Annotated in this window: 21 protein-coding genes; 14 read left to right on the forward strand and 7 right to left on the reverse strand. The window is 48.5% G+C overall.

Annotated elements, in window-relative coordinates:
* Positions 1 to 32: 32 nt before the first annotated feature.
* Together QWY22_RS03530 and QWY22_RS03535 are read right to left on the reverse strand one after the other, a co-directional pair.
* Positions 33 to 308, reverse strand: coding sequence for a hypothetical protein (locus QWY22_RS03530; RefSeq protein WP_300983088.1), 276 nt, complete (start codon positions 306 to 308; stop codon positions 33 to 35).
* Positions 309 to 333: 25 nt separating this feature from the next.
* A complete protein-coding gene (locus QWY22_RS03535) occupies positions 334 to 498 on the reverse strand; it encodes a hypothetical protein (RefSeq protein WP_300984441.1) in 165 nt (54 codons plus the stop codon).
* A gap of 320 nt (positions 499 to 818) precedes the next feature.
* Here QWY22_RS03535 and QWY22_RS03540 point away from each other — a divergent pair, with 320 nt between their 5' ends.
* From QWY22_RS03540 to QWY22_RS03575, 8 genes are all read left to right on the forward strand, one after another.
* Positions 819 to 2,381, forward strand: coding sequence for a response regulator transcription factor (locus tag QWY22_RS03540; protein ID WP_300983089.1), 1,563 nt, complete (start codon positions 819 to 821; stop codon positions 2,379 to 2,381).
* The gene (locus QWY22_RS03545) at positions 2,341 to 4,155 is read left to right on the forward strand and encodes a cache domain-containing sensor histidine kinase (protein ID WP_300983090.1); all 1,815 of its coding nucleotides are present in this window, start codon (positions 2,341 to 2,343) and stop codon (positions 4,153 to 4,155) included. Before QWY22_RS03540 ends, QWY22_RS03545 begins: the two co-directional genes overlap by 41 nt.
* Before the next feature lie 142 nt (positions 4,156 to 4,297).
* Positions 4,298 to 5,596, forward strand: coding sequence for an ABC transporter substrate-binding protein (locus tag QWY22_RS03550; RefSeq protein WP_176294571.1), 1,299 nt, complete (start codon positions 4,298 to 4,300; stop codon positions 5,594 to 5,596).
* Positions 5,597 to 5,865: 269 nt separating this feature from the next.
* Positions 5,866 to 6,807, forward strand: coding sequence for a carbohydrate ABC transporter permease (locus QWY22_RS03555; protein WP_036802375.1), 942 nt, complete (start codon positions 5,866 to 5,868; stop codon positions 6,805 to 6,807).
* Entirely contained in the window at positions 6,804 to 7,631 is an 828-nt protein-coding gene (locus QWY22_RS03560; RefSeq protein ID WP_300983091.1) for a carbohydrate ABC transporter permease, read from the forward strand. Before QWY22_RS03555 ends, QWY22_RS03560 begins: the two co-directional genes overlap by 4 nt.
* A gap of 144 nt (positions 7,632 to 7,775) precedes the next feature.
* Positions 7,776 to 9,986, forward strand: a complete 2,211-nt coding sequence (locus QWY22_RS03565) for an alpha-galactosidase (protein ID WP_300983092.1) — start codon at positions 7,776 to 7,778, stop codon at positions 9,984 to 9,986.
* 68 nt (positions 9,987 to 10,054) lie between these two features.
* Positions 10,055 to 11,779 carry a glycoside hydrolase family 35 protein gene (locus QWY22_RS03570; RefSeq protein ID WP_300983093.1) on the forward strand — a complete coding sequence of 575 codons (1,725 nt, stop codon included), beginning with the start codon at positions 10,055 to 10,057 and terminating at the stop codon, positions 11,777 to 11,779.
* A gap of 30 nt (positions 11,780 to 11,809) precedes the next feature.
* Positions 11,810 to 13,840 carry a beta-galactosidase gene (locus QWY22_RS03575; protein ID WP_300983094.1) on the forward strand — a complete coding sequence of 677 codons (2,031 nt, stop codon included), beginning with the start codon at positions 11,810 to 11,812 and terminating at the stop codon, positions 13,838 to 13,840.
* A 535-nt stretch (positions 13,841 to 14,375) separates the two neighbouring features.
* Here the strand turns inward: QWY22_RS03575 and QWY22_RS03580 are convergent.
* The 4 genes from QWY22_RS03580 to QWY22_RS03595 form a co-directional block, all read right to left on the reverse strand.
* Entirely contained in the window at positions 14,376 to 15,473 is a 1,098-nt protein-coding gene (locus QWY22_RS03580; RefSeq protein ID WP_300983096.1) for an ABC transporter ATP-binding protein, read from the reverse strand.
* A 123-nt stretch (positions 15,474 to 15,596) separates the two neighbouring features.
* Positions 15,597 to 17,108: a UDP-glucose--hexose-1-phosphate uridylyltransferase gene (galT, locus tag QWY22_RS03585; protein ID WP_300983097.1), complete on the reverse strand. Its 1,512-nt coding sequence runs from the start codon at positions 17,106 to 17,108 to the stop codon at positions 15,597 to 15,599.
* A complete protein-coding gene (gene galE, locus QWY22_RS03590) occupies positions 17,105 to 18,106 on the reverse strand; it encodes a UDP-glucose 4-epimerase GalE (RefSeq protein ID WP_300983098.1) in 1,002 nt (333 codons plus the stop codon). Before galE ends, galT begins: the two co-directional genes overlap by 4 nt.
* Positions 18,107 to 18,108: 2 nt before the next feature.
* On the reverse strand, positions 18,109 to 19,287 hold the full coding sequence (locus QWY22_RS03595; protein WP_300983099.1) for a galactokinase: 1,179 nt from the start codon (positions 19,285 to 19,287) through the stop codon (positions 18,109 to 18,111).
* 128 nt (positions 19,288 to 19,415) lie between these two features.
* Here QWY22_RS03595 and QWY22_RS03600 point away from each other — a divergent pair, with 128 nt between their 5' ends.
* The 5 genes from QWY22_RS03600 (at position 19,416) to QWY22_RS03620 (ending at position 23,803) form a co-directional block, all read left to right on the forward strand.
* Complete coding sequence (locus QWY22_RS03600; RefSeq protein WP_300983100.1) at positions 19,416 to 20,576, forward strand: ROK family transcriptional regulator; 1,161 nt, start codon at positions 19,416 to 19,418, stop codon at positions 20,574 to 20,576.
* A 47-nt stretch (positions 20,577 to 20,623) separates the two neighbouring features.
* Positions 20,624 to 21,493 carry a PucR family transcriptional regulator gene (locus tag QWY22_RS03605; RefSeq protein ID WP_300983101.1) on the forward strand — a complete coding sequence of 290 codons (870 nt, stop codon included), beginning with the start codon at positions 20,624 to 20,626 and terminating at the stop codon, positions 21,491 to 21,493.
* Between the two features lie 29 nt (positions 21,494 to 21,522).
* Entirely contained in the window at positions 21,523 to 22,371 is an 849-nt protein-coding gene (locus QWY22_RS03610; RefSeq protein ID WP_300983102.1) for an RCC1 domain-containing protein, read from the forward strand.
* Between the two features lie 242 nt (positions 22,372 to 22,613).
* Positions 22,614 to 23,273 (forward strand): YdeJ family lipoprotein, encoded by a 660-nt coding sequence (locus tag QWY22_RS03615; RefSeq protein ID WP_300984317.1) that lies wholly within the window; start codon positions 22,614 to 22,616, stop codon positions 23,271 to 23,273.
* A gap of 41 nt (positions 23,274 to 23,314) precedes the next feature.
* Positions 23,315 to 23,803 (forward strand): DinB family protein, encoded by a 489-nt coding sequence (locus QWY22_RS03620; protein ID WP_300983103.1) that lies wholly within the window; start codon positions 23,315 to 23,317, stop codon positions 23,801 to 23,803.
* A 98-nt stretch (positions 23,804 to 23,901) separates the two neighbouring features.
* On the opposite strand, the gene QWY22_RS03625 is transcribed toward QWY22_RS03620, so the two are convergent.
* Positions 23,902 to 24,330, reverse strand: coding sequence for a hypothetical protein (locus QWY22_RS03625; protein ID WP_300983104.1), 429 nt, complete (start codon positions 24,328 to 24,330; stop codon positions 23,902 to 23,904).
* A 497-nt stretch (positions 24,331 to 24,827) separates the two neighbouring features.
* Between QWY22_RS03625 and QWY22_RS03630 the strand changes: the two genes are divergently transcribed.
* Positions 24,828 to 26,432 carry a DUF2075 domain-containing protein gene (locus QWY22_RS03630; RefSeq protein WP_436836780.1) on the forward strand — a complete coding sequence of 535 codons (1,605 nt, stop codon included), beginning with the start codon at positions 24,828 to 24,830 and terminating at the stop codon, positions 26,430 to 26,432.
* The last annotated feature ends 90 nt before the right edge of the window (positions 26,433 to 26,522 follow it).

Below are 26,522 nucleotides of genomic sequence, written 5' to 3' on the forward strand. Positions count from 1 at the left end.
CTTGGACAGATAGTGTCCAAGCGTTTTTAGGTTCAACGCAAAGCCCGCTGCGCCAAATGTTCATCTTCCTTTGTTACATAAAAATCGTATTGCGCATTGTTGATCTCCGCGTTTTTCGCAAACGGCACTGCGTTTTGCCCGCCGCCGCCAAAAGCCATATCCATCATGCTGATGTTCGATTTCCGCACGACGTCGCAGGAAATGCCGTGCGCGCTCAATTTACTGGCAGCGCTGTAATACCGTTCGTTGCCAAATGCGGTGTGGTCCAGGCATTTCTTTTTCATGAACAAAAAGCGAATCAATCCCATCCCGACCAAGCCCCTTTCTGAAAAACTACCTTCGCCGGAGTTCCTCTGCAATCTCTTTTAACAGTGCATTCCGCTCTTTCCCTTGCTTTAACAAAGACAAGGCAATAAAAATGCCAAATCCAATAAGAATGACGTAAAACAGCAGCGAAAGTAAAGGAATTAAAAATAATAAATCACCCATCATATTCACCAGAAAACCTCCTTTACTTGTATTACGCAGCAAGTTTCCAAATGTTTCAATTAAAAGCAGCAACTTAAAAAGATTGGATGCCCGCTTTTGCTCTGATTCCTCCGGATGAATAGAAAGACAAGCGGCCAAATGCTGTTTCAGGGTGCTTTTTTACTGTCTGGGAACTCTATTCGCCTGAATGAATAGGACCGATAAATCGACATCTGACAATAAAAAGATGATACTATGTCTGTAGATTAATGCGAGTGAACACCGGTTTATTCGACACAAAGAGAGAAAAAATGGATGTCTAAGGGGTTAAATGCGAAGGGGGCACGGTCATGGGAGAAGCATGCAAAGTTCTGATTGTCGATGATGAAATGCTGATCCGTCAGGGAATCATCAATTACATCGAGTGGGAACAAGAAGGATTTCAAATTGTCGGAGAAGCTTCAAACGGAAAAGAAGCGATGCAGATGATCGCGGAATTTTCCCCGCATATTGTTATTACGGATATCGTCATGCCGATTATGGACGGCATCGATTTGGTGAGAGAAGCGAAACTGGCATTTCCGGATATTGAAATCATTGTGCTAAGCAGTTTTGAAAACTTCGATTATGTGCGTTCGACGTTCCAAAACGGAGTTGCTGATTATATATTGAAGCCGAAATTGAATGGCCCTGAATTATTGCGGATCTTAAACAAGGCAGCGAGCCGGATTCCGGATCTCCACCACGCCTCATCGTTGGTAGAACCGAAACGCTCAACTGAGGAAGTGCTGGAACAGCTGATTCTCGGATATGGCCCATCCGCAGATCTGGATAGCTTGTCTGCAGTCTTCACGGGCAGCCAGTTTATGTTGGCGAGCGTACAGGGAGGAAATTTGGACCGCGCTCAACTGAAAGCGGCTTTCGAGCGCGCCGTGCCTGAAAAAGCGTCCGTTTTCGTGCTGGATTCGGGTGAATCCGATGCGCTGCTTTTGTTTAATTTTAATCCCGATCAGCTGGAAAGGATCAAACAAGCCGTCGAAACCCTGGCAAGCGAAAACCGGGATGCCGTGTGGATGCTGGGCAAGCCGTTCGACGGCATCGGCGATTTGAAAAGTGTACATGATGAAAACCTATTGATAATGAAAAAGTATTTGTTTTACTTGCCGGAGCAGACCTTCTTTTCGTTTGATGGGCTGCCGGAAGAAAAGGCAAAACAAGCCACTTTTGATTTGAACCACTTTATCGAAATGTTCAAAGACCGCTTGTTCAATGCGGCGTTTACTTATCTGGAAAACCATGTCGATTATTTAGCGGGACGGTACAGCAACGACAGTTTTGAATTCAAGTCGTTTTTAGGCAATGTCGTTTTCAATATCATTGTGCTGCTGGATACCATGAAATACGATATCCAGGAGCTCGAGCAAAAAAAATACAGCTATTTCACGAAGATCAACGAAGCCGCTCATGTAAACGAAGCACTGGATGAGCTCAATGGCTTTCTTGGAGAAGTGCGTGAAATCCTGCTTTCAGAAGACAAGGGAAGCGAACAGGCCAAAAACCTGAATCTCATTCTCGCGTATATTGAGCAGCATTTTACAGAACCCCTGCGGCTATCGGAAATTGCCGGCCATTTTCACTTTAATGCCTCGTACTTGTCGTCTTATTTCAGCACGCACCATAAGGAAGGGTTCAGCGAATACTTGAACCGCGTCCGGATCAAGAAATCGATGGAGCTTTTGGAAAACAGTACGGTTTCAATTTCAAACATCAGCGGCATGGTCGGGTATTCAGAGCACAGCTATTATTGCAAGGTGTTTAAACGTATTACGGGGATGTCTCCAGGCAGTTACCGAAAGGAGATCCAAGCCCAGCATGAAAATGAAGAAAAAGGCGTTTCTCATCTTAAGAAATAACAGCCTGTTCATTAAAATGTTCCTGATTATGGTGATCAGCATCGTGGCGGTCTCGCTTTTGATCACTTTCAGTTCCATCCGCATGTCTTCCAATTTGTTTATGGACACATTCAGCATTTCCAATACGAAAGCGCTGGAGCAGATTGAAATAAGGTTTGAAGACTACAGCTTCGCCATCGTCAATGCGATGAACGAAGTGCAGAACAACGGCACCATTAAAAGGGTACTGACCCAGCAAAACGAAAGTGCGATTGAAACGTCGAAATCCTACCACGACATCAGCCGGCAGATTGAACGCATTTACCCGACGGTGGAAGCCTATGACGCCAACATGATCGTACTCGGGCGAAATGAGCGCCTGTACAATATGAACTATTCAAATTGGCCGGTTTCCTGGGAAGTGCTGCGAAACCATCCGATTACCGAAGCTGCGTTCAATGAGCCAGACCGGCTGCTTTATCAATTCATGCCGTCCACTTCTTTCAACGACAAACCGATGCTTGTGGCGACAAAAGCGCTGATGGAACGGTCGACCGGCGAAATTTACGGGGTGCTGTATTTCCCGATCCGCGAAGAGGATTGGAAAGAGCTTTACGAGGGGTATACGAGCACGGAAAACAAAGTGCTGCTTGTCGACAGAACCGGCAAAATCGTTTCCAGCAACCAGGAAGAAATGATCGGGCAGGAAACGCCGGAACTTTTGTCAATGGCAAAAGAAGTTGAAAACGAAGAAGTGGAATTCAAAGATGTTCAAGTTTTCGATACCGATTACTTGCTGATGTCGCAGTACTTGCCGACCTATGATTTGTATTTGGTGAATCTGGTGGACAAAGACGCGGTGCTGGAAAATTTGATCAATACAAAAGAAATCCTGCTGATCAGCTTCGGCATCGTCTTGCTCGCTGTTATCGTAGTGTTTATCATCTCGCGGCGGATGACCAATTCGATCAGCCGGCTGGTCAAACAAATCTCGACAATCGCCAAATACGATTTCAACAAGCCGGTTGCTGAAACCGGCGGCTACGAAGCAAAGAAAATTGCCAACGCGTTCAACTACATGCTCAACGAGTTGCAGGAATATGTAGACTTGGTCGTCCAAGCCGAACAAAAGCAGCGCAGCGCGGAATTGATGGCGCTGCAGCATCAGATCAACCCGCATTTTTTGTATAACACGCTGGCTTCCATCAAATTCATGGTCCAGCAAGGCAAACAGGAAAAAGCGACCGATATGATCCACGCACTGATTTCGTTATTGCAAAATGCCCTCAGCAATGTGGACCAAACCATCACCGTGGAACAGGAAATAACGGATTTGAAAAACTACGTCTTGATTAACCAGGCGCGCTACGGCAACGGCATCAAAGTGAATTTCTTCATTTCGCCGGACTGCCTGGATTGCCAGCTGCCGAAATTGATTTTGCAGCCGTTCATCGAAAATGCCTTTTTCCATGCATTCAACGAGAAAAAAGAAGGCTTCGTCCAAATTCTGGTGTCGCAAAAACACGGCAGACTGGTCTGTGAAATCGTGGATAACGGCGACGGCATGGAGATAAAAGGCGACCACACAAAAGAAGACATCAAAGAGAAACGCCATCTTTTCAGCGGCATCGGCATTCGCAATGTCCATGAACGCATCCAGATGATTTACGGGGAAGAATACGGCGTAGAAATTACAAGCAACAAAGGCGAAGGGACGAAAGTAAAAGTGGAATTGCCTATTCAAAAGTTGGATCCAGCTCCAAAATCCAACGAAATTACAAGTATCCAAGAATAGTCATACCAACTATCTCGCAAGTTTGAAATATCTAAAAATTTTCAAAGGAACACCTAAAGATTGTGCTAACAATCTTTTTTTTTATGCCGCTATACTGTATGAAAGGTGCAAAATGAAGCGCTTACAAAAAGGGGGATTTTTGATGAAGAAATTTTATCTTATGCTCGTGCTGCTGGTTGGATTGGCTGTATTGGCAGCTTGTTCTTCGGGGGATGAAGAAGCAAGCGGCGGAAGCAGTGCAGAAGGTGCAGGAAGCGCAGATACCATTACAGCTTGGGCTTGGGATCCGGCATTCAATATTGCAGCGCTTGAAAAAGCAAAAGAAGCATATAACGGTGACGGCGATTTTGAAGTGAAAATCATTGAAAATGCACAAGACGATATCATCCAAAAACTTAACACAGGGCTTAGCTCAGGTACGACGAAAGGGATGCCAAACATTGTCCTGATCGAAGATTACCGTGCACAAAGTTTCCTGCAGGCTTATCCGGATGCATTCCATCCGTTGACAGACGTTATTAACCCGGAAGATTTTGCAGATTACAAAATTGCTACAACGAGCCATAACGGCGAACAATACGGATTGCCATTCGATTCAGGCGTAGCCGGATTGTACGTTCGTACGGACTACTTGGAGCAAGCAGGCTACACAGCAGAAGATCTGACGAACATCACGTGGGACGAATACATTGAAATCGGCAAGAAAGTAAAAGAAGCAACAGGCAAAAACATGCTGACATTGGACCCGAACGATTTAGGCCAAATCCGCATGATGATCCAGACGAACGGTTCTTGGTACGTGAAAGAAGATGGTTCAACACCGAACCTTGCAGGAAACGAAACACTTGCGAAAGCATTCGAAACATACAAAAAGATGATGGACGCAGATATCGGGAAAATCGTTTCTGACTGGAGCCAGTTTGTCGGCGCATTCAACAGCGGCGATGTTGCCAGCGTACCAACAGGAAACTGGATCACGCCAAGCATCAAGCAAGAAGCAGAACAATCAGGGAAATGGGCAGTTGTGCCAATGCCGCGTTTGGATATGGAAGGCGCAGTTAACGCTTCTAACTTGGGCGGAAGCTCGTGGTACATCTTAAACGTAGACGGCAAAGAAGAAGCGGCAGATTTCATGCTGAACACATTCGGCTCAAATGCTGACTTGTACCAGACACTTGTAAAAGACATCGGTGCTCTTGGAACTTACTCAGCAGCAGCTGAAGGCGAAGCTTACGCAGTAGAAGATGAATTCTTCGGCGGACAGCAAATCATTACCGACTTCTCAAAATGGACAGATGAAATTCCTGGCGTCAACTATGGCCTGCACACATATGCCATCGAAGACATCTTGGTTACAGGGATGCAAGACTACCTAAAAGGCACAGAGCTGACAAAAGTGCTTGAAAATGTTCAAGGGCAAGCGGAAGCACAACTTAAATAATTGCACGGGAAACAATAAAGCCTTGAGTTGCCGCTAATGGACTGGTCGAAGTGCTTTATCACTCGCCAGCCAGGCGCAGCTCAAGTTTTTTTAAAATGATGAGAAGCATAGAAATCAGAATTGCGTAATCGGTGTCCAGACTCCAGCGCCCAGCCCCTCGGGGTCTTAAATCACATCACTCCGGAAATCAGAATTTCCTGCGTGAAGTGCATTAAGCCTGTTGGAGCTCCATGGGCGCTTGCGCTTTTCTTATAGGAGGAATGAGAAACATGAACCAGCAAGCTACAAAAAAAGACGAACTGGATCTTCCGCTGCGCTATAAAGAAACAAGGCGCGAAAAAACCGGTGTATTTTTTAAGAAAAAAGTCGGTTGGTTGTTTGTCATTGTCTCAGTCATTGCCATTACGATTTTCAACTTTTACCCTATGGTCCAGGCTTTCCTTTTATCGTTCCAATCCGGGATGGGCAGCAACCTTGAGTATGTAGGATTGGCCAACTGGCAGCGATTGTTCGGCGATCCGACGTTTATCGCAGCGCTAACCAATACATCAATATATCTGCTGATTCAAGTTCCATTGATGATTGTATTGGCGTTATTCTTCTCGGTTCTGTTAAATGATCCTAATTTGAAATTCAAAGGCTTTTTCAGAATCGCGATTTTCTTGCCGTGTGTCACTTCACTGGTTGCCTATTCGGTCATCTTTAAATACCTGTTTGGTGTGGATGGCATCATCAACGTGTTTTTACTCAATTTCGGCTTTATTTCCGAAACGATCAACTTCCTGGCCGATCCGTTTTGGGCGAAAGTGGTCATCATTCTCGCCATCACATGGAGATGGACCGGCTACAACATGATTTTCTATTTGGCGGCTTTGCAGAACGTGGATAAATCGATCTACGAAGCAGCGAAAATTGATGGAGCAAACTCCATTCAGCAATTTTTCCAGATTACCGTGCCAATGTTGAAACCGATCATTTTGTTCACATCGATTACGTCGACAATCGGAACGTTGCAGATCTTCGATGAAATCGTCAACATCACAAACGGCGGACCCGGCAATGCGACGATTTCGATTTCGCAGTACATCTACAACCTGTCGTTCGAATACACGCCTGACTTCGGTTATGCGTCGACCGTCTCTTACGTCATTGTGATTCTAGTGGTAATTCTTTCGATTATTCAATTCAGAGTGGCGGGTGAGAAGAAATGAAGAACATCAAAAGAGCCTTTATCTACGTGTTTCTAAGCCTTGCAGCCATTGTATCCATTTTCCCGTTTTTATGGATGCTCGTTAGCATCACCAATAAATCATCGGATGTGACAAAAGGGCGTTTGCTTCCAGGCACTCATTTGATCGAAAACATGACGACGCTGTTTGAATCGGTGGACATCGTTCCGGCGTTGGTCAACTCGACAATTATCGCGGTCATCACGACCGTAGTGACGCTCTTGCTGGCATCGCTTGCCGGCTACGGTTTTGAAATCCACCGCAGCAGAGGGAAAGACATCGTCTTTAACATCCTGCTGTTGTCGATGATGATTCCGTTTGCAGCGATCATGGTGCCTTTGTACCGCATGTTCGGCAGCATCAGCGACACGGCGCCGCTTTTCGGCATCGACTCGCTCGGCGCGGTCATTTTGCCGACAGCGACTACGGCATTCTTCATCTTCTTCTTCCGCCAGAACACGAAAATGTTTCCGAAAGATTTGGTGGAAGCGGGAAGAATTGATGGCTTGAGCGAAATCGGCGTCTTCTTCCGGATCTACATGCCGACGATGAAAACGACCTATGCCGCAGCAGCGATCATCACGTTTATGAACAGCTGGAACAACTACTTATGGCCATTGGTCATCTTACAATCACCGGAAAAACGGACCATTCCATTGCTGATTTCCAATTTGGGTTCGAGCTACTCGCCTGACTACGGCGTCATCATGTCGGCGATTGTCATCGCGACATTGCCGACAGCGCTTGTGTTCTTCCTGATGCAGAAACACTTTGTAGCCGGCATGATGGGATCGGTTAAGGGTTAAATGAAATAGCTGCACTTGCCTCAGGCGGGCGCAGCTATTTTGATACATATCGAATAACACGAAAAACACAGTGATTTTAACAAGTGAATAAATTAAGGAAATTAGAAAGTCCGCTTGATCTGCTTTACTACGAGGAGGTATATTGTGCCGATTTTATACAATGGCTCCACACGGGAGTTTCACCTGCAAACCGAAAAAACGAGCTATATTTTTAGCGTGATGGAAAACGGCCAGTTGGGCCAGCTTTACTACGGGAAGAAATTGCGCCACCGGGAGTCGTTCGAGCGCTTGTTCCATGTGGAAGCGACGCCGAATACTGCCTGCACGACAGAAGGAGATTTGGTCTTTTCGCTCGATCTCGTCAAACAAGAGTATCCGGCATACGGAACGACGGATTTCCGTGAGCCCGCTTACCAAGTGCTGCAAGAAGGGGGCAGCCGCATCACCGATTTTGTCTATCAGGACCACCGGATTTTCGGAGGCAAAGAGAAACTGGAAGGCTTGCCGGCCACGTATTCTGAAAACGACAGGGAAGCGACGACCTTGGAAATTACGTTATACGATAAGGAAATCGACGTGGAAGTCCGGCTGTCGTACACCGTTTTTGAAGAACTGGATGCCATTGCCCGCTCGGCCCGTTTTACCAATTACGGTGAGGCGGATGTCAACTTGACGCGGGCGCTGAGCGTCAGCATCGATTTGCCGGATGCCAACTTTGAGATGGTGCAGCTGTCAGGAGCATGGGCACGGGAGCGGCACATCAAAAACCGCCGGCTGGTGCCGGGGCTTCAAAGCATCGCGAGCACGCGCGGGACGAGCAGTGCCCAGCAAAATCCGTTCCTGGCATTAAAGCGGCCGGAAACGACGGAACACCAAGGCGAAGTCTACGGCGCGAGCCTGGTTTACAGCGGCAATTTCCTGGCGCAGGTTGAAGTGGACCATTACGACACGGCGCGTTTGATGATGGGCATCAACCCGTTCGATTTCAATTGGCTCCTGAAAAACGGGGAGTCGTTCCAGGCGCCGGAAGCGGTGCTGGTGTATTCGGACGCGGGCTTGAATGGCATGAGCCAGACTTACCACCAGCTGTACCGCACCCGATTGGCACGCGGGAAATGGCGCGACCGGGAACGTCCGGTGCTGATCAACAACTGGGAAGCGACGTATTTCGATTTTGATGAACAGAAAATATTTGAACTCGCGCAGTCATCGAAAGAGCTCGGAGTGGAATTGTTCGTCCTGGACGACGGCTGGTTCGGCAAGCGCGATGCCGACACGAGTTCGCTCGGCGACTGGTTCGAAGACAAGCGTAAATTGCCGAACGGCATCACGCAATTGGCAAAAGCCATTTCGGGCCTTGGGATGGAATTCGGCTTGTGGTTTGAGCCGGAAATGGTGTCAAAAGCGAGCGACTTGTACAACGCGCATCCGGATTGGGTGATCCACGTGCCGAACCGCCGAATGTCGCATGGCAGAAACCAGTTGGTGCTGGATTTCTCCCGCCAGGAAGTCGTCGACTACATCTATGGTTTGATGGCGAAAGTCCTGCGGGATGCACCGATTTCCTACGTGAAATGGGACATGAACCGCTACATGACGGAAGTCGGCTCGCTCGACCTTCCAGCAGACCGGCAGCGGGAAGTGGCGCACCGCTACATCCTGGGTGTGTATTCGCTGTACGAGCGGTTGACTTCGAAATTTCCGCATGTCTTGTTCGAATCCTGTGCAGGAGGCGGCAGCCGCTTTGATCCGGGCTTGCTGCATTATGCACCGCAAGGATGGACGAGCGACGATACCGATGCCGTAGAACGGTTGAAGATCCAATACGGCACGTCGCTTGTGTACCCCGTTTCGTCAATGGGCGCGCATGTCTCGGCCGTGCCGAACCACCAGGTAGGACGAGTGACAAGTTTGGAAACACGCGCAAACGTCGCGTATTTTGGCGCTTTCGGCTACGAACTGGATGTAACGATGATGACAGATGCGGAAAAAGAACAAGTGAAAGAACAGATCCGGTTCTACAAAGAAAACCGGTCGCTGATCCAGCAAGGGCAGTTTTACCGGATTGAAAGCCCGTTTGCAGAAGACGGCAACCGCACGAGCTGGCTGGTGGTGTCGGATGACCAAAGCGAAGCGCTGCTCGGCTATTACCAGATCCTGTCGACCCCGAACCCAGGGCTTTCCCGCATTTTCTTTAAAGGGCTAAACCCTGAGTTCGAGTACGCGATCGAAGGACTTGATGCCACATTTTACGGGGACGAATTGATGGGGGCCGGCTTGCAGCTGAACCGCTACCGCCTGAGTGAACATCCGGCTGATTTTTCTTCAGTCGTCTACAAAGTTAAGCGAGTATAACCGGAACCGGGTTTGCGAAAGATCCATAACGGCAAACCCGCATTCCGCCATACATAGGAGGCGTCAATGTGCTGACTGTTAAAAACGAATCGTTTTATTTCGATGAAAAGCCTTTCCAGATCTTATCGGGGGGCATCCATTACTTCCGGACAGTGCCAGAGCAGTGGGAAGACCGCTTGCAGAAACTGAAGGCGCTCGGGCTGAATACCGTTGAAACGTATATTCCGTGGAACTTTCACGAACCGAAAAAAGGCGAATTCCAGTTTTCCGGAATGGCGGACATCGAACAGTTTATCGAGCTTGCCCAACGAGTGGGGCTTTATGTCATCCTGCGCCCGGCACCGTATATTTGCGCGGAGTGGGAAATGGGGGGCTTGCCGTCCTGGCTCCTAAAAGACAAGGGGCTCGTCATGCGAAGCAGCGACCCGTCTTTCCTGAAGCATGTGGAAGATTATTTCGCCGTTCTGTTGCCGAAATTCAAGCGGCACTTGTGCCAAAACGGCGGGCCAGTCATTGCCATGCAGATCGAAAACGAATACGGCGCCTACGGCAATGATTTGGCATACTTGGATTTCTACAAAGACCAGTATCAAAAGCACGGGCTTGATACCTTTCTGTTCACGTCAGACGGCCCGGATTTCATCACGCAAGGTTCGTTGCCGGATGTTACGACCACACTAAACTTCGGTTCCCGGGTGGATGAATCGTTCAACGCGCTCGAAGCCTTCAAGCCGGGTTCGCCGAAGATGGTGGCCGAGTTCTGGATCGGCTGGTTTGATTATTGGTCAGGAGAGCATACGGTGCGAAGCGGCGACGATGTCGCGGCCGTCTTCAAGGAAATCATGGACAAGAACATTTCGGTCAATTTCTATATGTTCCACGGCGGCACGAACTTCGGCTTCATGAACGGCGCCAACCATTACGACATCTACTACCCGACCATCACGAGCTACGATTACGACAGCTTGCTGACCGAAGGCGGCGCGATTACCGAAAAATACAAAGCCGTCAAAAGGGTGCTGAGCGCATACACCGAAGTGCCGGCGGATTTTGAAGAGACAGCGACGGCAACAGAATACGGAACCGTGAACGTAGGGGAAAGCGTCAGTTTGTTCGACGTCCTGGAAAGCATCAGTGAAAAAGTCGAGCACATGGTGCCGCTCCCGATGGAAGACATCGATCAGGCTTACGGCTATACGCTGTACCGCACGACGGTCAACCGCCAAGGCGAGCTGAAAATGAATTCAGGCCATATCCGCGACCGCGGCTTCATCTACATCAACGGCCGCTACGCCGCAACGACGTACATCAACGACGAAGACAAAGCGCTCGTCCTGGATTTCCCGGAACGAGTCAACACGCTGGAGATCCTGGTGGAGAACCTGGGGCGCGCCAATTACGGCGAGCATTTGACCGACCAAAAAGGCCTGCTCAAAAACCTGTGGCTCGGCGAACAGTATTTCTTCCACTGGGAAATGTTTAAGATTGAAATGGACCGCTTGCCGCTTGATTACCAGACCGGCAATGAAGAGCGGTTCCCGAAATTTTTCCGCGGCACGTTCGATGCAGTGGAAGGGCTCGATGCGTATGTTGACACACAAGGTTTCACGAAAGGCAATGTCTTCATCAACGGCTTTAACCTCGGCCGCTACTGGAACACAGCCGGGCCGCAGCAGCGCCTGTATGTGCCGGGTCCTTTATTGAAAGAAGAAAACAACGAAGTGGTCGTGCTGGAACTTGAAAACACCACGACCGACCAAATCCAATTGCTGGACCAGCCAAAGCTCGGATGACCGGGCTTGAGATAGAAGGGATGGAATCACATGATTAACGAGAAATTGCCGAAAATTTGGCACGGCGGGGACTACAACCCGGAACAATGGGATTCGCAGGAAATTTGGGACGAAGACGTACGCATGTTCAAACTGGCAGGAATTGATGTAGCGACTTTGAACGTCTTTTCATGGGCGCTGAACCAGCCGGATGAAGAGACATATAACTTTGACTGGCTCGATGAGAAAATCAACCGCCTTTACGAAAACGGCATTTACACATGCCTCGCGACGAGCACGGCAGCACATCCGGCATGGATGGCGAAAAAATACCCGGATGTCCTCCGCGTTGATTTCTACGGCAGGAAACGGAAATTCGGCAGCCGCCACAATTCCTGCCCGAACAGCCCGACGTACCGCGAATACTCCGAGAAAATCGCAGAGAAACTGGCGGAGCGCTACAAAGACCATCCGGCCGTCCTGATCTGGCACGTGGCCAACGAGTACGGCGGCTACTGCTATTGCGACAACTGCCAAACCGCTTTCCAAAACTGGCTGAGCGACAAATACGGCACGCTGGAAAAGCTGAACAAAGCATGGAACACCGGATTCTGGGGCCACACGTTCTACGAGTGGGATGAAATTGTGCCGCCGAACATGCTGAGCGAAGAACGCGAAAACAACGAGTCCGATTTCCAAGGCATTTCGCTCGATTACCGCCGCTTCCAATCGGACAGCCTGTTGGACTGCTACAAACTGGAGTACAATGCCATCCGGAAACACACGCCGAACACGCCGATCACGACCAACTTGATGGGCACATATCCGATGCTTGATTACTTCAAATGGGCAAAAGAAATGGACGTTGTGTCTTGGGACAACTACCCGGCCATCGATACGCCGTTCAGCTACACGGCGATGACGCATGATTTGATGCGCGGACTGAAGAGCGGGCAGCCGTTCATGCTGATGGAACAGACGCCGAGCCAGCAAAACTGGCAGCCATACAATTCCTTGAAGCGTCCAGGCGTCATGCGCTTATGGAGCTACCAGGCAATCGGCCGCGGCGCGGACACCATCCTGTATTTCCAATTGCGACGTTCTGTCGGCGCCTGCGAGAAATACCACGGCGCGGTCATTGAACACGTTGGCCACGAACATACGCGGGTATTCAATGAAGTCGCTCAAATCGGGCAAGAGTTCAACCAATTAGGGGATACGCTGCTTGATGCACGCGTCAACGCCAAAGTTGCCATCGTCTTTGACTGGGAAAACCGCTGGGCAGTGGAGCTGTCAAGCGGACCGTCTGTGTCGCTCGACTATGTCAACGAAGTCCATAAATACTACGACGCACTTTATAAATTAAATGTCCAAGTCGACATGATCGGCGTCGAAGAAGACTTGAGCCAATACGATGTCGTCATTGCACCGGTTCTTTACATGGTGAAAGAAGGCTATGCATCGAAAGTGGAAAGCTTCGTCGAAAACGGCGGCACGTTCCTGACAACGTTCTTCAGCGGCATTGTCAATGAAACCGACATCGTGACGCTTGGCGGATACCCGGGCGAATTGCGCAACGTCCTTGGCATTTGGGCAGAGGAAATCGATGCGCTTCATCCGGACGAAACGAATCAAATCGTTTTGAACGATGCCCGCGGACAGATGAACGGCAGCTATTCCTGCAACCTCTTGTTTGACCTGATCCATACAGAAGGCGCTGAAGCCGTTGCTGAATACGGCTCCGACTTCTACAAAGGGATGCCGGTCCTGACCGTCAACCAGTTCGGAAAAGGGAAAGCGTGGTACGTGGCGTCAAGCCCAGATGCTGACTTCCTGGTCGACTTCCTGCAGACCGTGTGCGAAGAAGCCGGCGTCGAACCGCTTCTAGCCGTACCGGAAGGCGTGGAAACAACCGAGCGTGTGAAAGACGGACAGACCTACCTGTTCGTGCTGAACCACAACAACGAAGAAGCAGCGATCGAGCTAGGGGATGGCGCGTACAAGGAATTGCTGTCCAATGAGCAAGTGAGCGGAACGGTTGGGTTGGAACCAAAAGGCGTCTTGATTTTAGCGAAGGCATAAACTGTTAACAAGAAGAACAAATTTAAAGGCAGTCCTGAAAGTCGGAGTCAGCGGCTTTTGGACTGCCTTTTTCTCTTCTTCGTATCTGGGGATGCCCGCTCGGACGCTTGGGGCATGGCTCTCACAAGAAGCCAGGGAAACCCGCCTGTCTTCTTGCTTCGCCTAGCCCACGGACGCGCCTCGCTCGGTGAGGGCTCTATTTTTAGGGAGAAAAAGATGTAAGGACTTCTATTAAAATGAGGAGTTCTATCAGCGAAGCGGCGTACCGCCGCTTTCTTCTAATTAAAGATAACTAAATTTAAAACTGAAGCCAGTGGAATGAGCAGAAGGCGGCGACTCCTGCCGAATCAGCACGAGCTGAAGATCCCGCAGGAACGCAGTGACGAGGAAGCTGAAGCCGTGCCGGCGGAAAGCGCGCGCCTGACGCGAATGGAACGTTAATCACATTACTAAAAAGAAGAGGCTGCCCCTTTGTCATTTAAAATGACTTCGGGACAGCCTCTTCAATATAGAAGGAACTTTATATTCAACAAGCTTATTTAATCCGCAACTCCGTATCAATATCGAAGAAATGGGCTTTGTTCATATCGAATGCCATGTCGATCGTTTGGCCGGCTTGCACATTGAAGCGGGCGTCCACGCGGGCGATGAAGTCCTGGTCGTTCACTTTTGAATACAGGACAATTTCAGATCCCATCAATTCCGACACTTCGACAAACGCGACGATTTTCGTGTGCGGCGAATGCTGCAGGAACAACGGCTCATCGTGGATATCTTCCGGACGGATGCCGAGGATGATTTCTTTGTCAGCGTACCCTTGGTCGCGCAAAGTCTTCAGTTTTCCTTCAGGCACAAGCACTTTGATGCCTTCCATCACGAACGAATCGCCGACGATTTTTCCGCGTAGGAAGTTCATGGACGGCGAACCGATAAAGCCGCCGACGAACATATTGTCCGGCAAGTCGTATACTTCTTTCGGTGATCCGACCTGCTGGATAAAGCCGTCTTTCATGACGACAAGGCGTGTCGCCATTGTCATCGCTTCGGTCTGATCGTGGGTTACGTAAACGGTCGTCGTCTGCAGGCGGCGATGCAGCTTCTGGATCTCGGCGCGCATCTGCACACGCAGTTTGGCATCCAAGTTGGAGAGCGGCTCATCCATTAGGAATACTTCCGCGTCGCGGACGATGGCGCGTCCTAAAGCAACACGCTGGCGCTGTCCACCCGATAAGGCTTTCGGCTTGCGGTCCAAATAATCATCAAGGCCGAGAATGCTCGAGGCATTCGCCACCCGTGATTTGATATCGTCTTTTTTCATTTTACGCAGCTTCAAGCTGAACGCCATATTGTCATAAACGCTCATATGCGGGTAAAGGGCATAGTTTTGGAAGACCATCGCAATGTCGCGGTCTTTCGGCGAGACATCGTTGACACGTCTGTCGCCGATGTACAAGTCGCCTTGTGTGATGTCTTCAAGGCCGGCAATCATCCGAAGCGTCGTTGACTTTCCGCAGCCTGAAGGGCCGACGAGAACGAGGAACTCTTTGTCGCGAATTTCCAGGTTGAAGTCCTGTACGGATACAACCCCTTTTTCGTATTCTTTTCTGATGTTCACTAAATTCAAGCCTGCCATTTGATTCCCTCCAATGTGTGTAAGTGCTTTCATTAACTAGTAAAAGCATACCGTAAAGCCGGAATTCCGGTAATGGCAAGGATGCACAAAGATACGGGGAGTCTTCGTGCATCTTGACCAATGTCAGCGGATTCCGTTGATTGAACCGCTTGCTGCGGGCTGATTCAAGGTCTGGATAAACCGGTCGAACGCTTCTTTTTCTTTTAACACTCCGGCGTCTTCAAGGATGCGGACGAACTTTTTGCCCAATTCTTTTTGCAGGGTTGCTTCCGCTTCTTCGCGCTGAGAAAGCGTGCCATACTGCTCTTTTAATTGTTCTGCCCATTCCTGGTGGGGAGGAGAGACAGTGTCTGCATTTCCGAGCAGGAATTCCTCGATTTCCGCCAGTTCCTCTTTTAAGCGGGGCGGCAAAACGGCAAGCCCCATCACTTCAATCAAACCGATATTTTCTTTCTTGATGTGATGGACATCTGCGTGCGGATGGAAGATCCCTGACGGATGTTCCGCTGTTGTGCGGTTGTTTCGGAGCACCAAATCGATTTCAAACAGTCCGCTGCGTTTTCGCGCAATCGGCGTAATAGTGTTGTGCGGTGTGTCGCCAGTGAATGCCAATACATCGGCTTCTTCATCCGAATACGTTTTCCACTTCTGCAAAATCTCATCCGCTGCATCGACGAGGCTTCCGATTTCGCTGCCTTTCAAGCGGATCACCGACATCGGCCATTTCACGACGGATGCCGCGATGTCCGGATAGGCGGCCAGCGGAAAGATGAACGCGTCTTCCGCTTTGGTCATGGCAAATTCATAGCGCCCGGCCTGGTAATGGTCGTGGCTTAAGATAGAGCCCCCGACAATCGGCAAATCCGCATTCGAGCCGACAAAGTAATGGGGGAAGCGTTCGGTAAAAGCAAGCAGGCGTTTAAAGCCACTGCGGTCGATTTTCATGTCGCGGTGTTCTTTTGAAAGCAGGATGCTGTGTTCGTTGTAATAGACGTAAGGCGAGTACTGGAAATACCAGTTTTCACCGGCAAGCGGCACCTCAACGACGCGGTGGTTGGCGCGTGCCGGGTAGCCGATGCGCCCCGCGTAGCCAACGTTTTCTTTGCACAAGAGGCATTTCGGATAAGAGAGCGTCTGCTTCATCTCGCGTTCGCGCTTGATCTGTTCCGGATCTTTCTCAGGCTTAGACAAATTGATTGTGATGTCCATTTCGCCGTATTTAGATTCCGCTTTATAGGAAATGTTTTTGCGGATCCGGTTCATCTGGATGTAGTTGCTGTTTTGGCTCAGTTCGTAAAAATAATCCGTTGCCGCTTCCGGCGACTCCGCGTATTTCTCATCAAATGCTGCATTGATAGCAGAAGGCCGTGCAACTAAACAGTTCATGATATTGGCTGACAGCATTTCCTTGTCGTCAAAGATGTCTTCGATGACGCCTTTTTCTACGGCATAGCCAACCAAAGTTTCGAGCAGGTTCGGGATGGTGTCGTCCGCCGGTTCGAGCGCTCCTTTGGGGAATGATTGCAATCCAAGCAGGTACATCGCCTGGTTGCGGGTATAATCGCTGTCTGCGGCTTCAATGAGTCCCGTCTCGAGGGCTTTTTGGACAAGCCCGGCAAGTGTTTGATAGATCATTTCAACACTTCCTTTTCGTAGCCGGATGGGTTTTTAGAATGCCAGTTCCAGGCATCTTCGATGATTTTTTCAACGGACGTATGGACGGGATTCCAGCCTAGCACGGTTCTCGCTTTGTCGGAACTGGCAATCAGGATGCTCGGGTCGCCTGCGCGGCGTGCACCCGTTTTTACCGGGATTTCCTTGCCGGTCACTGAACGGGCAGCGGAAATCATTTCGTTGACGGAAAAGCCTTGGCTGCTCCCTAGGTTAAAGACATCGCTGTCGCCGCCTTGTCTCAAATAGTCGAGTGCCAGTAAATGCGCACGGATCAAGTCTTCGACGTGGACGTAATCGCGGATGCACGTGCCGTCCTCAGTATCGTAGTCATCGCCGAACACAGTGATTTCGCTTCGCTGCCCAAGTGCTGTCTGCAAAATCAATGGCACAAGATGGGATTCCGGATGGTGGTCTTCGCCGATTTCGGCGCCTTCTCTTGCACCGGCAACGTTGAAATAGCGCAGCGACACGAATTTCAACCTATGCGCAAGGCCGGTCCACTTCATGAGCTTTTCCATGGTGAGCTTGGTTTCGCCGTAAGTGCTCGTCGGAACGGTCGGCATCTTTTCGGTGATCGGCACTGCTTCCGGTTCGCCGTAAGTGGCAGCGGTGGAAGAAAAGACGATTTTCCCGACGCCGTGCTTGGTCATCGCCTGCAACAATACCTGTGTTCCGTAGACGTTGTTGTCGAAATACTTCAAAGGATTCTCCATCGATTCGCCGACCAGGGAATTGGCAGCGAAATGGACAACTTCGTCAATCGCTTCTTTTTCAAAAACAAAATTGAGAAACGCAGCGTCCCGGATATCGCCTTCGTAAAATACCGCTTCCGGGTGGACCGCTTCCCGGTGGCCTGTTTCCAAATTGTCGACAACGACAACCCGCGTTCCTTGGTCGATCAATTGGTAGACCGCGTGCGATCCGATATATCCAGCTCCGCCTAATACTAAAACCGTCATGGTCAAAACTCCTCTACAAGTTCTTTGGCGCCATCCGAAATTTGCGCCTCATAAAAAGAAGGGGCGTAGCCGAACGCTTCGGTATAGCTTTCCGTTATTGTTTCTTTCAAACTCTTCACTTGTTCCTGTTCGACGATGGCAATCGCACATCCGCCGAATCCCGCACCGGTCATCCGTGCGCCGATAACGCCGGGATGCGCCCAGGCCGTTTCGGCAATGTGGTCGAGCTCAGCACCCGTCACTTCGTAGTCGTCCCGGAGAGACAGATGGGAGGCGTTCATCAATTCGCCGAAGCGCTCCAGGTTGCCTTTTTCCAGTTCATCGAGCGCGAGCAGCGTCCGTTCGTTTTCGGAGACGGCGTGCTTCGCCCGTCTGCGGTTCGTGTCGCTGCCAATCAGGTGCTGGAACTGCTCAAATTTCTCGTTCGTCAGTTCGCCGAGGCTCGTGACGGGCAGTTCCGCACGCAGGTCTCCCAGCGCCTGTTCGCATTCGCTGCGGCGTTCGTTGTACTTCGAGCCGGCAAGTGTCCGCTGCTTGTTGGAGTTAATGATGACAATCTCGTGGTCATTTAATTTAACCGGCGCGTAGCTGTACTTCAAGGTCTGGCAATCCAATAAAATCGCCGCATCTTTTTTCCCTTTGCCGATGGCGAACTGATCCATGATGCCACTGTTGACGCCGATATAATCGTTTTCCACCCGTTGCCCAAGCTGGATCATCTGCAGGCGGTCGATCGTTAAATCGAACAAGCCTTCGAGCACCACGCCGGTCGCCATTTCAATGGAAGCGGAAGAAGAGAGGCCGGCACCATTCGGGATGTTGCCGTAAAACAGGATGTCCATGCCGGAAGAAATGGGAAATTCGTTGCCGGTAAACTGCTGGATCATCCCTTTCGGAAAGTTCGCCCAGCCGTGGTCCGGGTTATAGGACAGGTCACCCAAATCACATTCGATGATTCCTTCTTCCGGAAAATTCATCGAATAGAACCGCAATTGCTGGTCCGGGCGTTTTTGGGCAACCGCATATGTACCGAACGAAATCGCTGCCGGAAACACATGGCCGCCGTTGTAGTCGGTGTGTTCGCCGATCAAGTTGATGCGCCCCGGTGCAAAGAAGAAGCGCGGTTTCTCCGCCGTTTTGAAAACGTCTTTAAATGTCTGAGCCACGTGCTGTTGAATCATTGTCTTCCACCCCAATACTTAATAAATTAATTTAATTAACATGAGTATAAAGGAATTTGGTAAACTATTCAATAATAAGAATGAAAACTCTTACAATTTAGTTGTATGAACCAACCGGAGGGATAGACATGCGCCAAGGCAGCTTTCAATGGATGAAGTCGATGAACAAATCGATCATCCTCAACAAAATCAGAAAAGACGGACCGATCTCGCGCGCCCAGATTGCACGGGAAACGAAATTGACGCCGCCGACCGTCAGCAGCAACGTCAAAGAGCTGATCGACCAGAAAATCGTCGAAGAAAGTGATTTCGGCGAATCGCTCGGCGGACGGAAGCCGACGATGCTCGTCATCAACGACCAGGCATTCACGATCATCGGTGTGGACGCAGGCCCAGAACACATCGAATGCATCGTAGCGGACCTGGCAGGGAAAGTCCTGAAACGGTCGCAGACGAAGCTTGAGCTCCCCATCAACAGCGAGCAGTTTCTCGCCGCCTTGAAGCGCGGCATTGCGGAGTGCCTCGACGGGACTTCAGGTAGAGAAGAAAACATCATCGGCATCGGCGTCGCGATGCACGGCGTGGTGGATGTCGAACGCGGCGTTTCGCTGAATGCGCCAATTCTTGGTCTCGCCAATATCCCGATCAAAGAAGAACTGGAACAGGCATTTGGCCTGGAAGTGAAAGTGGAAAACGATGCACGCGCCATGGCACTCGGCGAATACTGGTTCGGCAACCACGGCGAACTGGAAAGCATGCTGGCAGTGAATGTGGGCAGAGGCGTCGGAGCGGGCCTCATCATCGACGGGAAACTGTACCACGGCTTTTCAGATATCGCGGGGGAAATCGGCCATATGACGATCGATCTGCACGGTGAAATTTGCGAATGCGGCAACCGGGGCTGCCTGCAAACCTTTGTCACAGGCCCGGCCATCGCCCGGAAAGTGACCAATAGAGGGGCAGCGAATCCACTGACTGCCGAAACCGTCTACAAACTGGCAGTCGGCGGCAACAGACAGTTTGCGGACATCCTGAAAGAATCCGGACAAGCGATGGGCGTGGGGCTGACCAACTTGATCCACATCGTCAACCCGGAAAAAATCGTCCTGGGCGGCGGCGTCTCAAAAGCCGAGCAATTCATCTTGCCGGCAATCCGCGAAACGATTCAAGCGTCCGCACTGACGCCTTCTGCAAGTAAAACTCAAGTCGAAGTCACAAAACTCGGAGACGATGCCACATTGATCGGCGCCATCACCTTGCTGCTGGTCGATCTTTTTGAACTGAAATAAAGAAAGCGTCTATCTTCGAAGAAAGAAGTGGTGGGATGATCGACAACTTGAAAAAAATTTACCCTTCCTTGGTCGTCTATCAAGAAGAGAGCCAAGGCTTGGACGATAGCTACAACTGGTTCAGAACAGAAGCCGGTGAAATCATCGGCATCGAAAAAAGCGAACTAAGCCCGAAAGACCTGTCGGTGCTCGAGGCGTTCATGACGCCTTACCGCAGCGATGTTCCTGTCCTGACGCCAGAAGAACAGAAATGGCGAAACGCGATTGACTCGGACGGTGCAGATTTGGTGGAAACGGAAGGGACTTACCGCTTTGTCTATTTCTCCATCAAAGAAAACCAGATCAGCCCGGAATTATTCAAAGATGCGCTCGCTGAACTGTTTCCGGGAAACGTTCCGATTCTATGGGAAAATGGCCACGAAGGAATTCTGATTGAACACGAAAGCATCGGCAGCGACAGCATTTCCTACGAAGACATCATCAATATTTTGATGAGCGATTTGTACATCAAGATCCATTTCCTGGTCGGCCCTTTCCGAACCGGGATGGAGCGGGTCAGCCAGTACCATGCGTTTATGCTGACGGCGGCGAAAGCCGTTTTTGCCGAGTCCAATAAAGCAGTCGCGAATCTCAGCGATGCCGTGCCGTATTTATTGATCGACCAAGCGAATGCGGACCACTACCGCAGCATCCGGGAAATGATCCTGCAGAATTATGACGATGACGAAGAAACCTTGCGGATGATCGAAGTGTTCACGAAATACAATTTGAACGTCTCCGAAACTGCCAAAGCGCTCCACCTGCACCGCAACTCTCTGCAATACCGGCTCGACCGCTTCACCGAAAACACCGGCATCGACATCCGGAAATTCCACCAGGCGATGGCCGTCTATTTGGCATTGCTCGTTAAGGTTTGACTGAATCCAGTTTCAGGAGGTCAGCAAGGATGAAGAGAAAAGAATGGAAGGTTATTGCTGCCGGCTACCGCCATTCGGTGGCGCTTCAAACGGACGGGACTGTACTTGCAACCGGGGACAATAAAGATGGCCAATGCGATATCAGCGATTGGCGTGACATCATAGCCATTGAAGCCGGCAGCGCGCATATCGGCAGTTCGCACACGGTCGGGTTGAAAAAGGACGGCACGGTAGTAGCCGCTGGCTGGAATAAATACGGCCAATGCAAAGTGGATGAATGGAATGAAATCGTATCGATTGCAGCAGGCTGGCGCCGCACCGTCGCAATCAAAACGGACGGGACCGTCTTGGCAGTCGGCCAAAACAACGAAGGCCAGTGCAATGTGGGAGACTGGGAAGACATTGTGGCGACCTCAGCCGGCGATTGGCACACAATCGGGTTGAAAAGGGACGGAACGGCAGTCGGTGTGGGGAATAACCGCTACGGCCAGCGCAATCTCAGCGATTGGCACGACTTGTTGGGAGTCGCAGCAGGTTACCTGCATACGGTCGGACTGAAAAGGAACGGCACGGTGGTGGCAATGGGTTCGAATAAAGACGGCCAATGCGAAGTAAGTGGCTGGAAGGGTATTGTAGCAATCGCCGCTGGAAGCAATCATACAGTCGGGTTGAAGTCGGATGGCTCAGTCGTCGCTGTCGGCCGGAACAATCAAGGGCAGTGTGACGTGAACGATTGGCACGATATCGTTGCGGTTTCAGCGGGCTACGCCCATACGCTTGGTTTGAAAGCAGACGGTACCGTGGTCGCGGCTGGCCGGAACGATGAAGGCCAGTGCAATGTCAGCGAGTGGAGCGGCATCGGGCTTTCTGACACATAGGATTGATCATCAAAGAAGAGTTTGAAAGAGAACAACTATATAGAAGCAAAAGATTGAGCGGAGCGATTCCGTTCAATCTTTTTTATTTATAGCAGCCAAGTTTTAGCAGGAAAAAACTCTGCCTCTAGCGAATTTGTGGCTATACCTGATCGATAGAGAAACGGCATGAAAAATCCAATGTTCAACTACCAGTAGTTGAATACTTAGAGTCGAAGACGCAGAAGAAAGGAAAGGTGGGAGGAATGAAGGCGGTCACGAAGATCTTTTGGATGAGTGCGGTGATGTTGCTGATGGCAGGCTGCGGGAATGCGAATGAAGAAGCTGTACCAGATGCTTCAAAAGACAGTCCAGCAATCGAAACTACAGAAAAAGATACAACTGAAACAGTAGAAAACACATCAAAAGATGAAGGGAAGGAATCGGATATGGAAAAGGAAAACGAAGTCACGCCAGAAGAAACCGTATCAACTGAACCGGACAGCACTTCTGAAAATGCAGGGAACCAGCAAGACGAAGATGCCTTGTCCGAGTATACGAGCGAGCAGATCGAATACGCCAGAGTCTGGCTGCAGCTCGGGCCGAACCAGGACATCGACGGTTTGTATGTAGAACGCATCCCGGCGGATACTCCGCTCAATCCCGATGATGAAACAAGCGGCGTTTATCCGGAGGATGTTATCCAATTGGCCGGTTCCCGTTTAGTCGATGGCTCTGTCACGTATAGCGGAAACGGCGACGGCACGATTAACGTCTACAATGTGCCGCTGCGCTGGGACGGCGAGTATCCGGCGGGGGAAGAGTTCTATACGGAGATTATCGATAATACAGAGCTCGTACCGATTGATGTAGGGAAAGACGAGGAAGTCATTCGCTTGATCGAATTGCTGAAAGAACAGTCATAAGAATAAAACATTAAGCAAAGGGAGCCATTAGGAGGTCAGTTATGAAAATGTTTTTCCATTATAACTGGATGGTCCGGGAAGAATGGTACCAGTGGTGCGAGGAAATCAGTGAAGAAGAGCTGTTGAAGAAACGCACCGGTGGCCAAGGCAGCATCCTTAAAACGCTTTTCCACATAGCGGATGTGGAATGGAGCTGGATTCGTTTACTGGAAGGAAAAGACGATTTCCAGGAAGACTTCGAGGAATACAACAGCCTGGAAAAGGTGCGCAAGCTTGATGCGCAGTTCCGGCCGGAAGTCGAACACTTTGTGGCGAACTGGGATGACAGCATGGAACACCGCCTACTTAAGACGCCAGGACGAGACGGAACCATCGACATCGATCAGTGGGGAGAAGTGATGCGGCACGTCATCGCGCATGAAATCCATCATATCGGACAATTATCGGTGTGGTCGAGGGAATTGGGGAGAGAGCCGGTGTCTGCGAATCTCGTGGGACGGGGTCTACCTGAATTGAATAAAAACAAATAAAAACAGAAAGCCGCCGCTTTCTGTTTTTATTTTAGTAAGGCTAATAATCATTCAATTGATGGTTTTGGCATTAATGTTTTCTTTAAACCACTACTATTTTAATTGATCAAATTCTTAAGCCAGTTGCTCAATATAGGTATCTCATCATTATAGATTGTCGCAATGACATTACTTCCATCTGTTATAATCAGGGAATCCAAAGGTATATTGTTTGCCTCTACAACTTCAGATATTCCACTAGCCGGCCAGTTAGTTCCACATAAAAAGGGTGGATCTGCTCCAACTAAAAATCTTGAAGGGTCTTTTTCCAGTTGTAAAATTAACTTGTCGTTGAGATCATAACCAGCAAATTCATACCCTTTATTATTTACTTCTGCGACAATTGTTAATTTATATAATGATGTTCTAAACAATCTTTTTTGTTCTTTAATGTCAGGTTTAATCTTAAAAATCAATTCTTTTAGTTTCAGTGATTTCGTTTTCTCTACATGAAAAGTTGCTTGGTCTAAATCCATAGGCACTTCCATCGTCTCATTCCTTTATTAATAGTTTGTTATTCCATAATCTAACACGCCAAGAGGTTATAACATCTAAAGCCTTATTTATGCTTTCTTTTTATAAATATACCATTATAAGTACAGAAATTAGAAGATTGTCAGTACAAGGGGCTTGCTGAAAGAAATCTAAAGTAATTAATAAAACCTGGAAGCAGCAAAACGTATGCTGCTCCAGGTTTTATTTATGGAAAATGGATTTTCCCTTGAGATTTAATCTAAAGTTATAATTTTTTCTGAAGCTCCATGTTCAAATTGAGGAATTTAGTGGTTTTACCGAATACATAATAATAATCAGTAAATTTTTCCAAAAGTAGACAATTGGCTTTTAAATAATGCTAATATTAAGCCATTAGTAATTCAGCTGTATTTTGAATCGACATTTTATACAAAGCTGTAAGCGCTTGATTTATATATTTTATTCAAACTATTGATTTTTCTAGATTTAGAGAGGCTGAATATTTATGGGAATGACCGAACTAAAAACCTGGGACTTTAATAAATCTACTTTGGAAAGTATCAAAAACGATACTTATTTTGACTATCCAGTGGTTTATTTTCTGAACAATAATACTACGGTATATATCGGAGAAACTGTGTCCTTTAAAAATCGGATGAAGTCTCACTTAAATAATATCGAGCGAAAGAAATTAGAAAAAATGACTCTCATCATTCATGAAGAATTTCACCGGTCGGCTACATACAATATCGAAACCAAACTCATCAATTATTTCTTAGGCGATAATCGCTACAAGCTGCAGAACAAGAGCCAGACTGTGCAAAGCGTAACGCACAACTACCATAACAAGGAATTCTACGATAAAGAGATATTTAATGATATATGGAAAGAACTATTGAAAAGAAAGATGGTAAATAATCCTGCTCACGTAATTGAAAACAGGGATATATTTAAACTTTCTCCTTTCAAAGAGCTGACGATGACACAACTAGAGCTTAAAACAAAAATCCTGGAAGTGTGTGAAGAGCACATCAATGACGATGAAACTTTCGTATTCATGGTTAAAGGCGAAGCGGGAGTTGGGAAGAGTGTGGTTCTGAGTTCCGTTTTTAATAGCATCCAGGAACGGGCGGCTGATAAAAGTTCTAACATCCATGGTACAAAGAATTATTTGCTCGTCAATCATTCGGAAATGCTGAAAACGTATAAAAACATCGCTGCCAATGTGAAGTTTCTTAAAAAGAATAACTTCGATAAGCCCACAAGTTTCATTAATAAACAAAAGAAATCTGCAGAAAAAGCGGAAATTGTTCTAGTCGACGAAGCGCATTTATTGCTGAGCAGAGCTGATGCTTTCAATGGATTTAACGAAGACAATCAATTGGAAGAAATCATCAAGCACAGCAAAGTCGTCATCGTTGTCTACGATGAAAAACAGGTCTTAAAACTGAAAAGCTATTGGGACAAAGAGAGGCTAAAGAAAATAGTGTCAGGCTATCAAAGAGAAGAACCCTATGTTTTAAGAGAACAGTTCCGCATGAATGCTGGGGACGAAGTGATCGACTGGATCGATAATTTTGTAGAGAAGCGGATTCTGAAGTTACCCAAAGATGAGCTGTATGATTTTCAAATATTCGACTCTGCAAAGGAAATGCATGATGCCATAGTGGAAAAGAATGAAGAACACGGCCTCTCTAGAGTGGTTTCTACATTCGATTATGAACATAAAAAAGATGGCGAGCAATATTACATTAGAGAAGATAGTCTTGAAATCCCATGGAATTCAACCGATGCCAGAAACACCTGGGCAGAAAAGCCGGAGACAATTAAAGAAGCGGGATCCATCTATACGATTCAAGGCTTCGATTTGAATTATGTTGGAGTGATATTAGGTCCATCAGTTACCTACGATGACTATAATGATTGTTTGAAGATTATTACTGAAAAGTATAGCGACACCGAAGCTTTCAGAGGGAAAGATGGCATTGTTGATATTGAAAAAGCGAAAGAACAAATCATATTGAATTCAATTAATGTGTTGATGAAGAGAGGGATTAAAGGGCTTTATATCTATGTTAGTAATGAGAAGTTAAGAAATCGTCTTTTAAGTTTATAAAAGAGATAAGGAAATAGTTGAAGCGAAGCAAATCAGTAGAGAGCATATTTTCTAGAATATTAAAAGTATTAGATTTCAGAGTTGAATATC

It is taken from the genome of Planococcus liqunii (genome assembly GCF_030413595.1).
Classification (GTDB): Bacteria; Bacillota; Bacilli; order Bacillales_A; family Planococcaceae; genus Planococcus; species Planococcus liqunii.

What these genes read in the sequence shown, in the direction of transcription:
- galT (WP_300983097.1), bottom strand. Translation starts at nt 17,108, where the DNA reads ATGATCTATCAAACACTTGCCGGGCTTGTCCAAAAAGCCCTCGAGACG.
- QWY22_RS03615 (WP_300984317.1), top strand. Translation starts at nt 22,614, where the DNA reads ATGAAGGCGGTCACGAAGATCTTTTGGATGAGTGCGGTGATGTTGCTG.
- QWY22_RS03620 (WP_300983103.1), top strand. Translation starts at nt 23,315, where the DNA reads ATGAAAATGTTTTTCCATTATAACTGGATGGTCCGGGAAGAATGGTAC.
- QWY22_RS03540 (WP_300983089.1), top strand. Translation starts at nt 819, where the DNA reads ATGGGAGAAGCATGCAAAGTTCTGATTGTCGATGATGAAATGCTGATC.
- QWY22_RS03610 (WP_300983102.1), top strand. Translation starts at nt 21,523, where the DNA reads ATGAAGAGAAAAGAATGGAAGGTTATTGCTGCCGGCTACCGCCATTCG.
- QWY22_RS03600 (WP_300983100.1), top strand. Translation starts at nt 19,416, where the DNA reads ATGCGCCAAGGCAGCTTTCAATGGATGAAGTCGATGAACAAATCGATC.
- QWY22_RS03560 (WP_300983091.1), top strand. Translation starts at nt 6,804, where the DNA reads ATGAAGAACATCAAAAGAGCCTTTATCTACGTGTTTCTAAGCCTTGCA.
- QWY22_RS03550 (WP_176294571.1), top strand. Translation starts at nt 4,298, where the DNA reads ATGAAGAAATTTTATCTTATGCTCGTGCTGCTGGTTGGATTGGCTGTA.
- galE (WP_300983098.1), bottom strand. Translation starts at nt 18,106, where the DNA reads ATGACGGTTTTAGTATTAGGCGGAGCTGGATATATCGGATCGCACGCG.
- QWY22_RS03555 (WP_036802375.1), top strand. Translation starts at nt 5,866, where the DNA reads ATGAACCAGCAAGCTACAAAAAAAGACGAACTGGATCTTCCGCTGCGC.
- QWY22_RS03630 (WP_436836780.1), top strand. Translation starts at nt 24,828, where the DNA reads ATGACCGAACTAAAAACCTGGGACTTTAATAAATCTACTTTGGAAAGT.
- QWY22_RS03595 (WP_300983099.1), bottom strand. Translation starts at nt 19,287, where the DNA reads ATGATTCAACAGCACGTGGCTCAGACATTTAAAGACGTTTTCAAAACG.
- QWY22_RS03530 (WP_300983088.1), bottom strand. Translation starts at nt 308, where the DNA reads ATGGGATTGATTCGCTTTTTGTTCATGAAAAAGAAATGCCTGGACCAC.
- QWY22_RS03545 (WP_300983090.1), top strand. Translation starts at nt 2,341, where the DNA reads ATGAAAATGAAGAAAAAGGCGTTTCTCATCTTAAGAAATAACAGCCTG.
- QWY22_RS03625 (WP_300983104.1), bottom strand. Translation starts at nt 24,330, where the DNA reads ATGGAAGTGCCTATGGATTTAGACCAAGCAACTTTTCATGTAGAGAAA.
- QWY22_RS03575 (WP_300983094.1), top strand. Translation starts at nt 11,810, where the DNA reads ATGATTAACGAGAAATTGCCGAAAATTTGGCACGGCGGGGACTACAAC.
- QWY22_RS03580 (WP_300983096.1), bottom strand. Translation starts at nt 15,473, where the DNA reads ATGGCAGGCTTGAATTTAGTGAACATCAGAAAAGAATACGAAAAAGGG.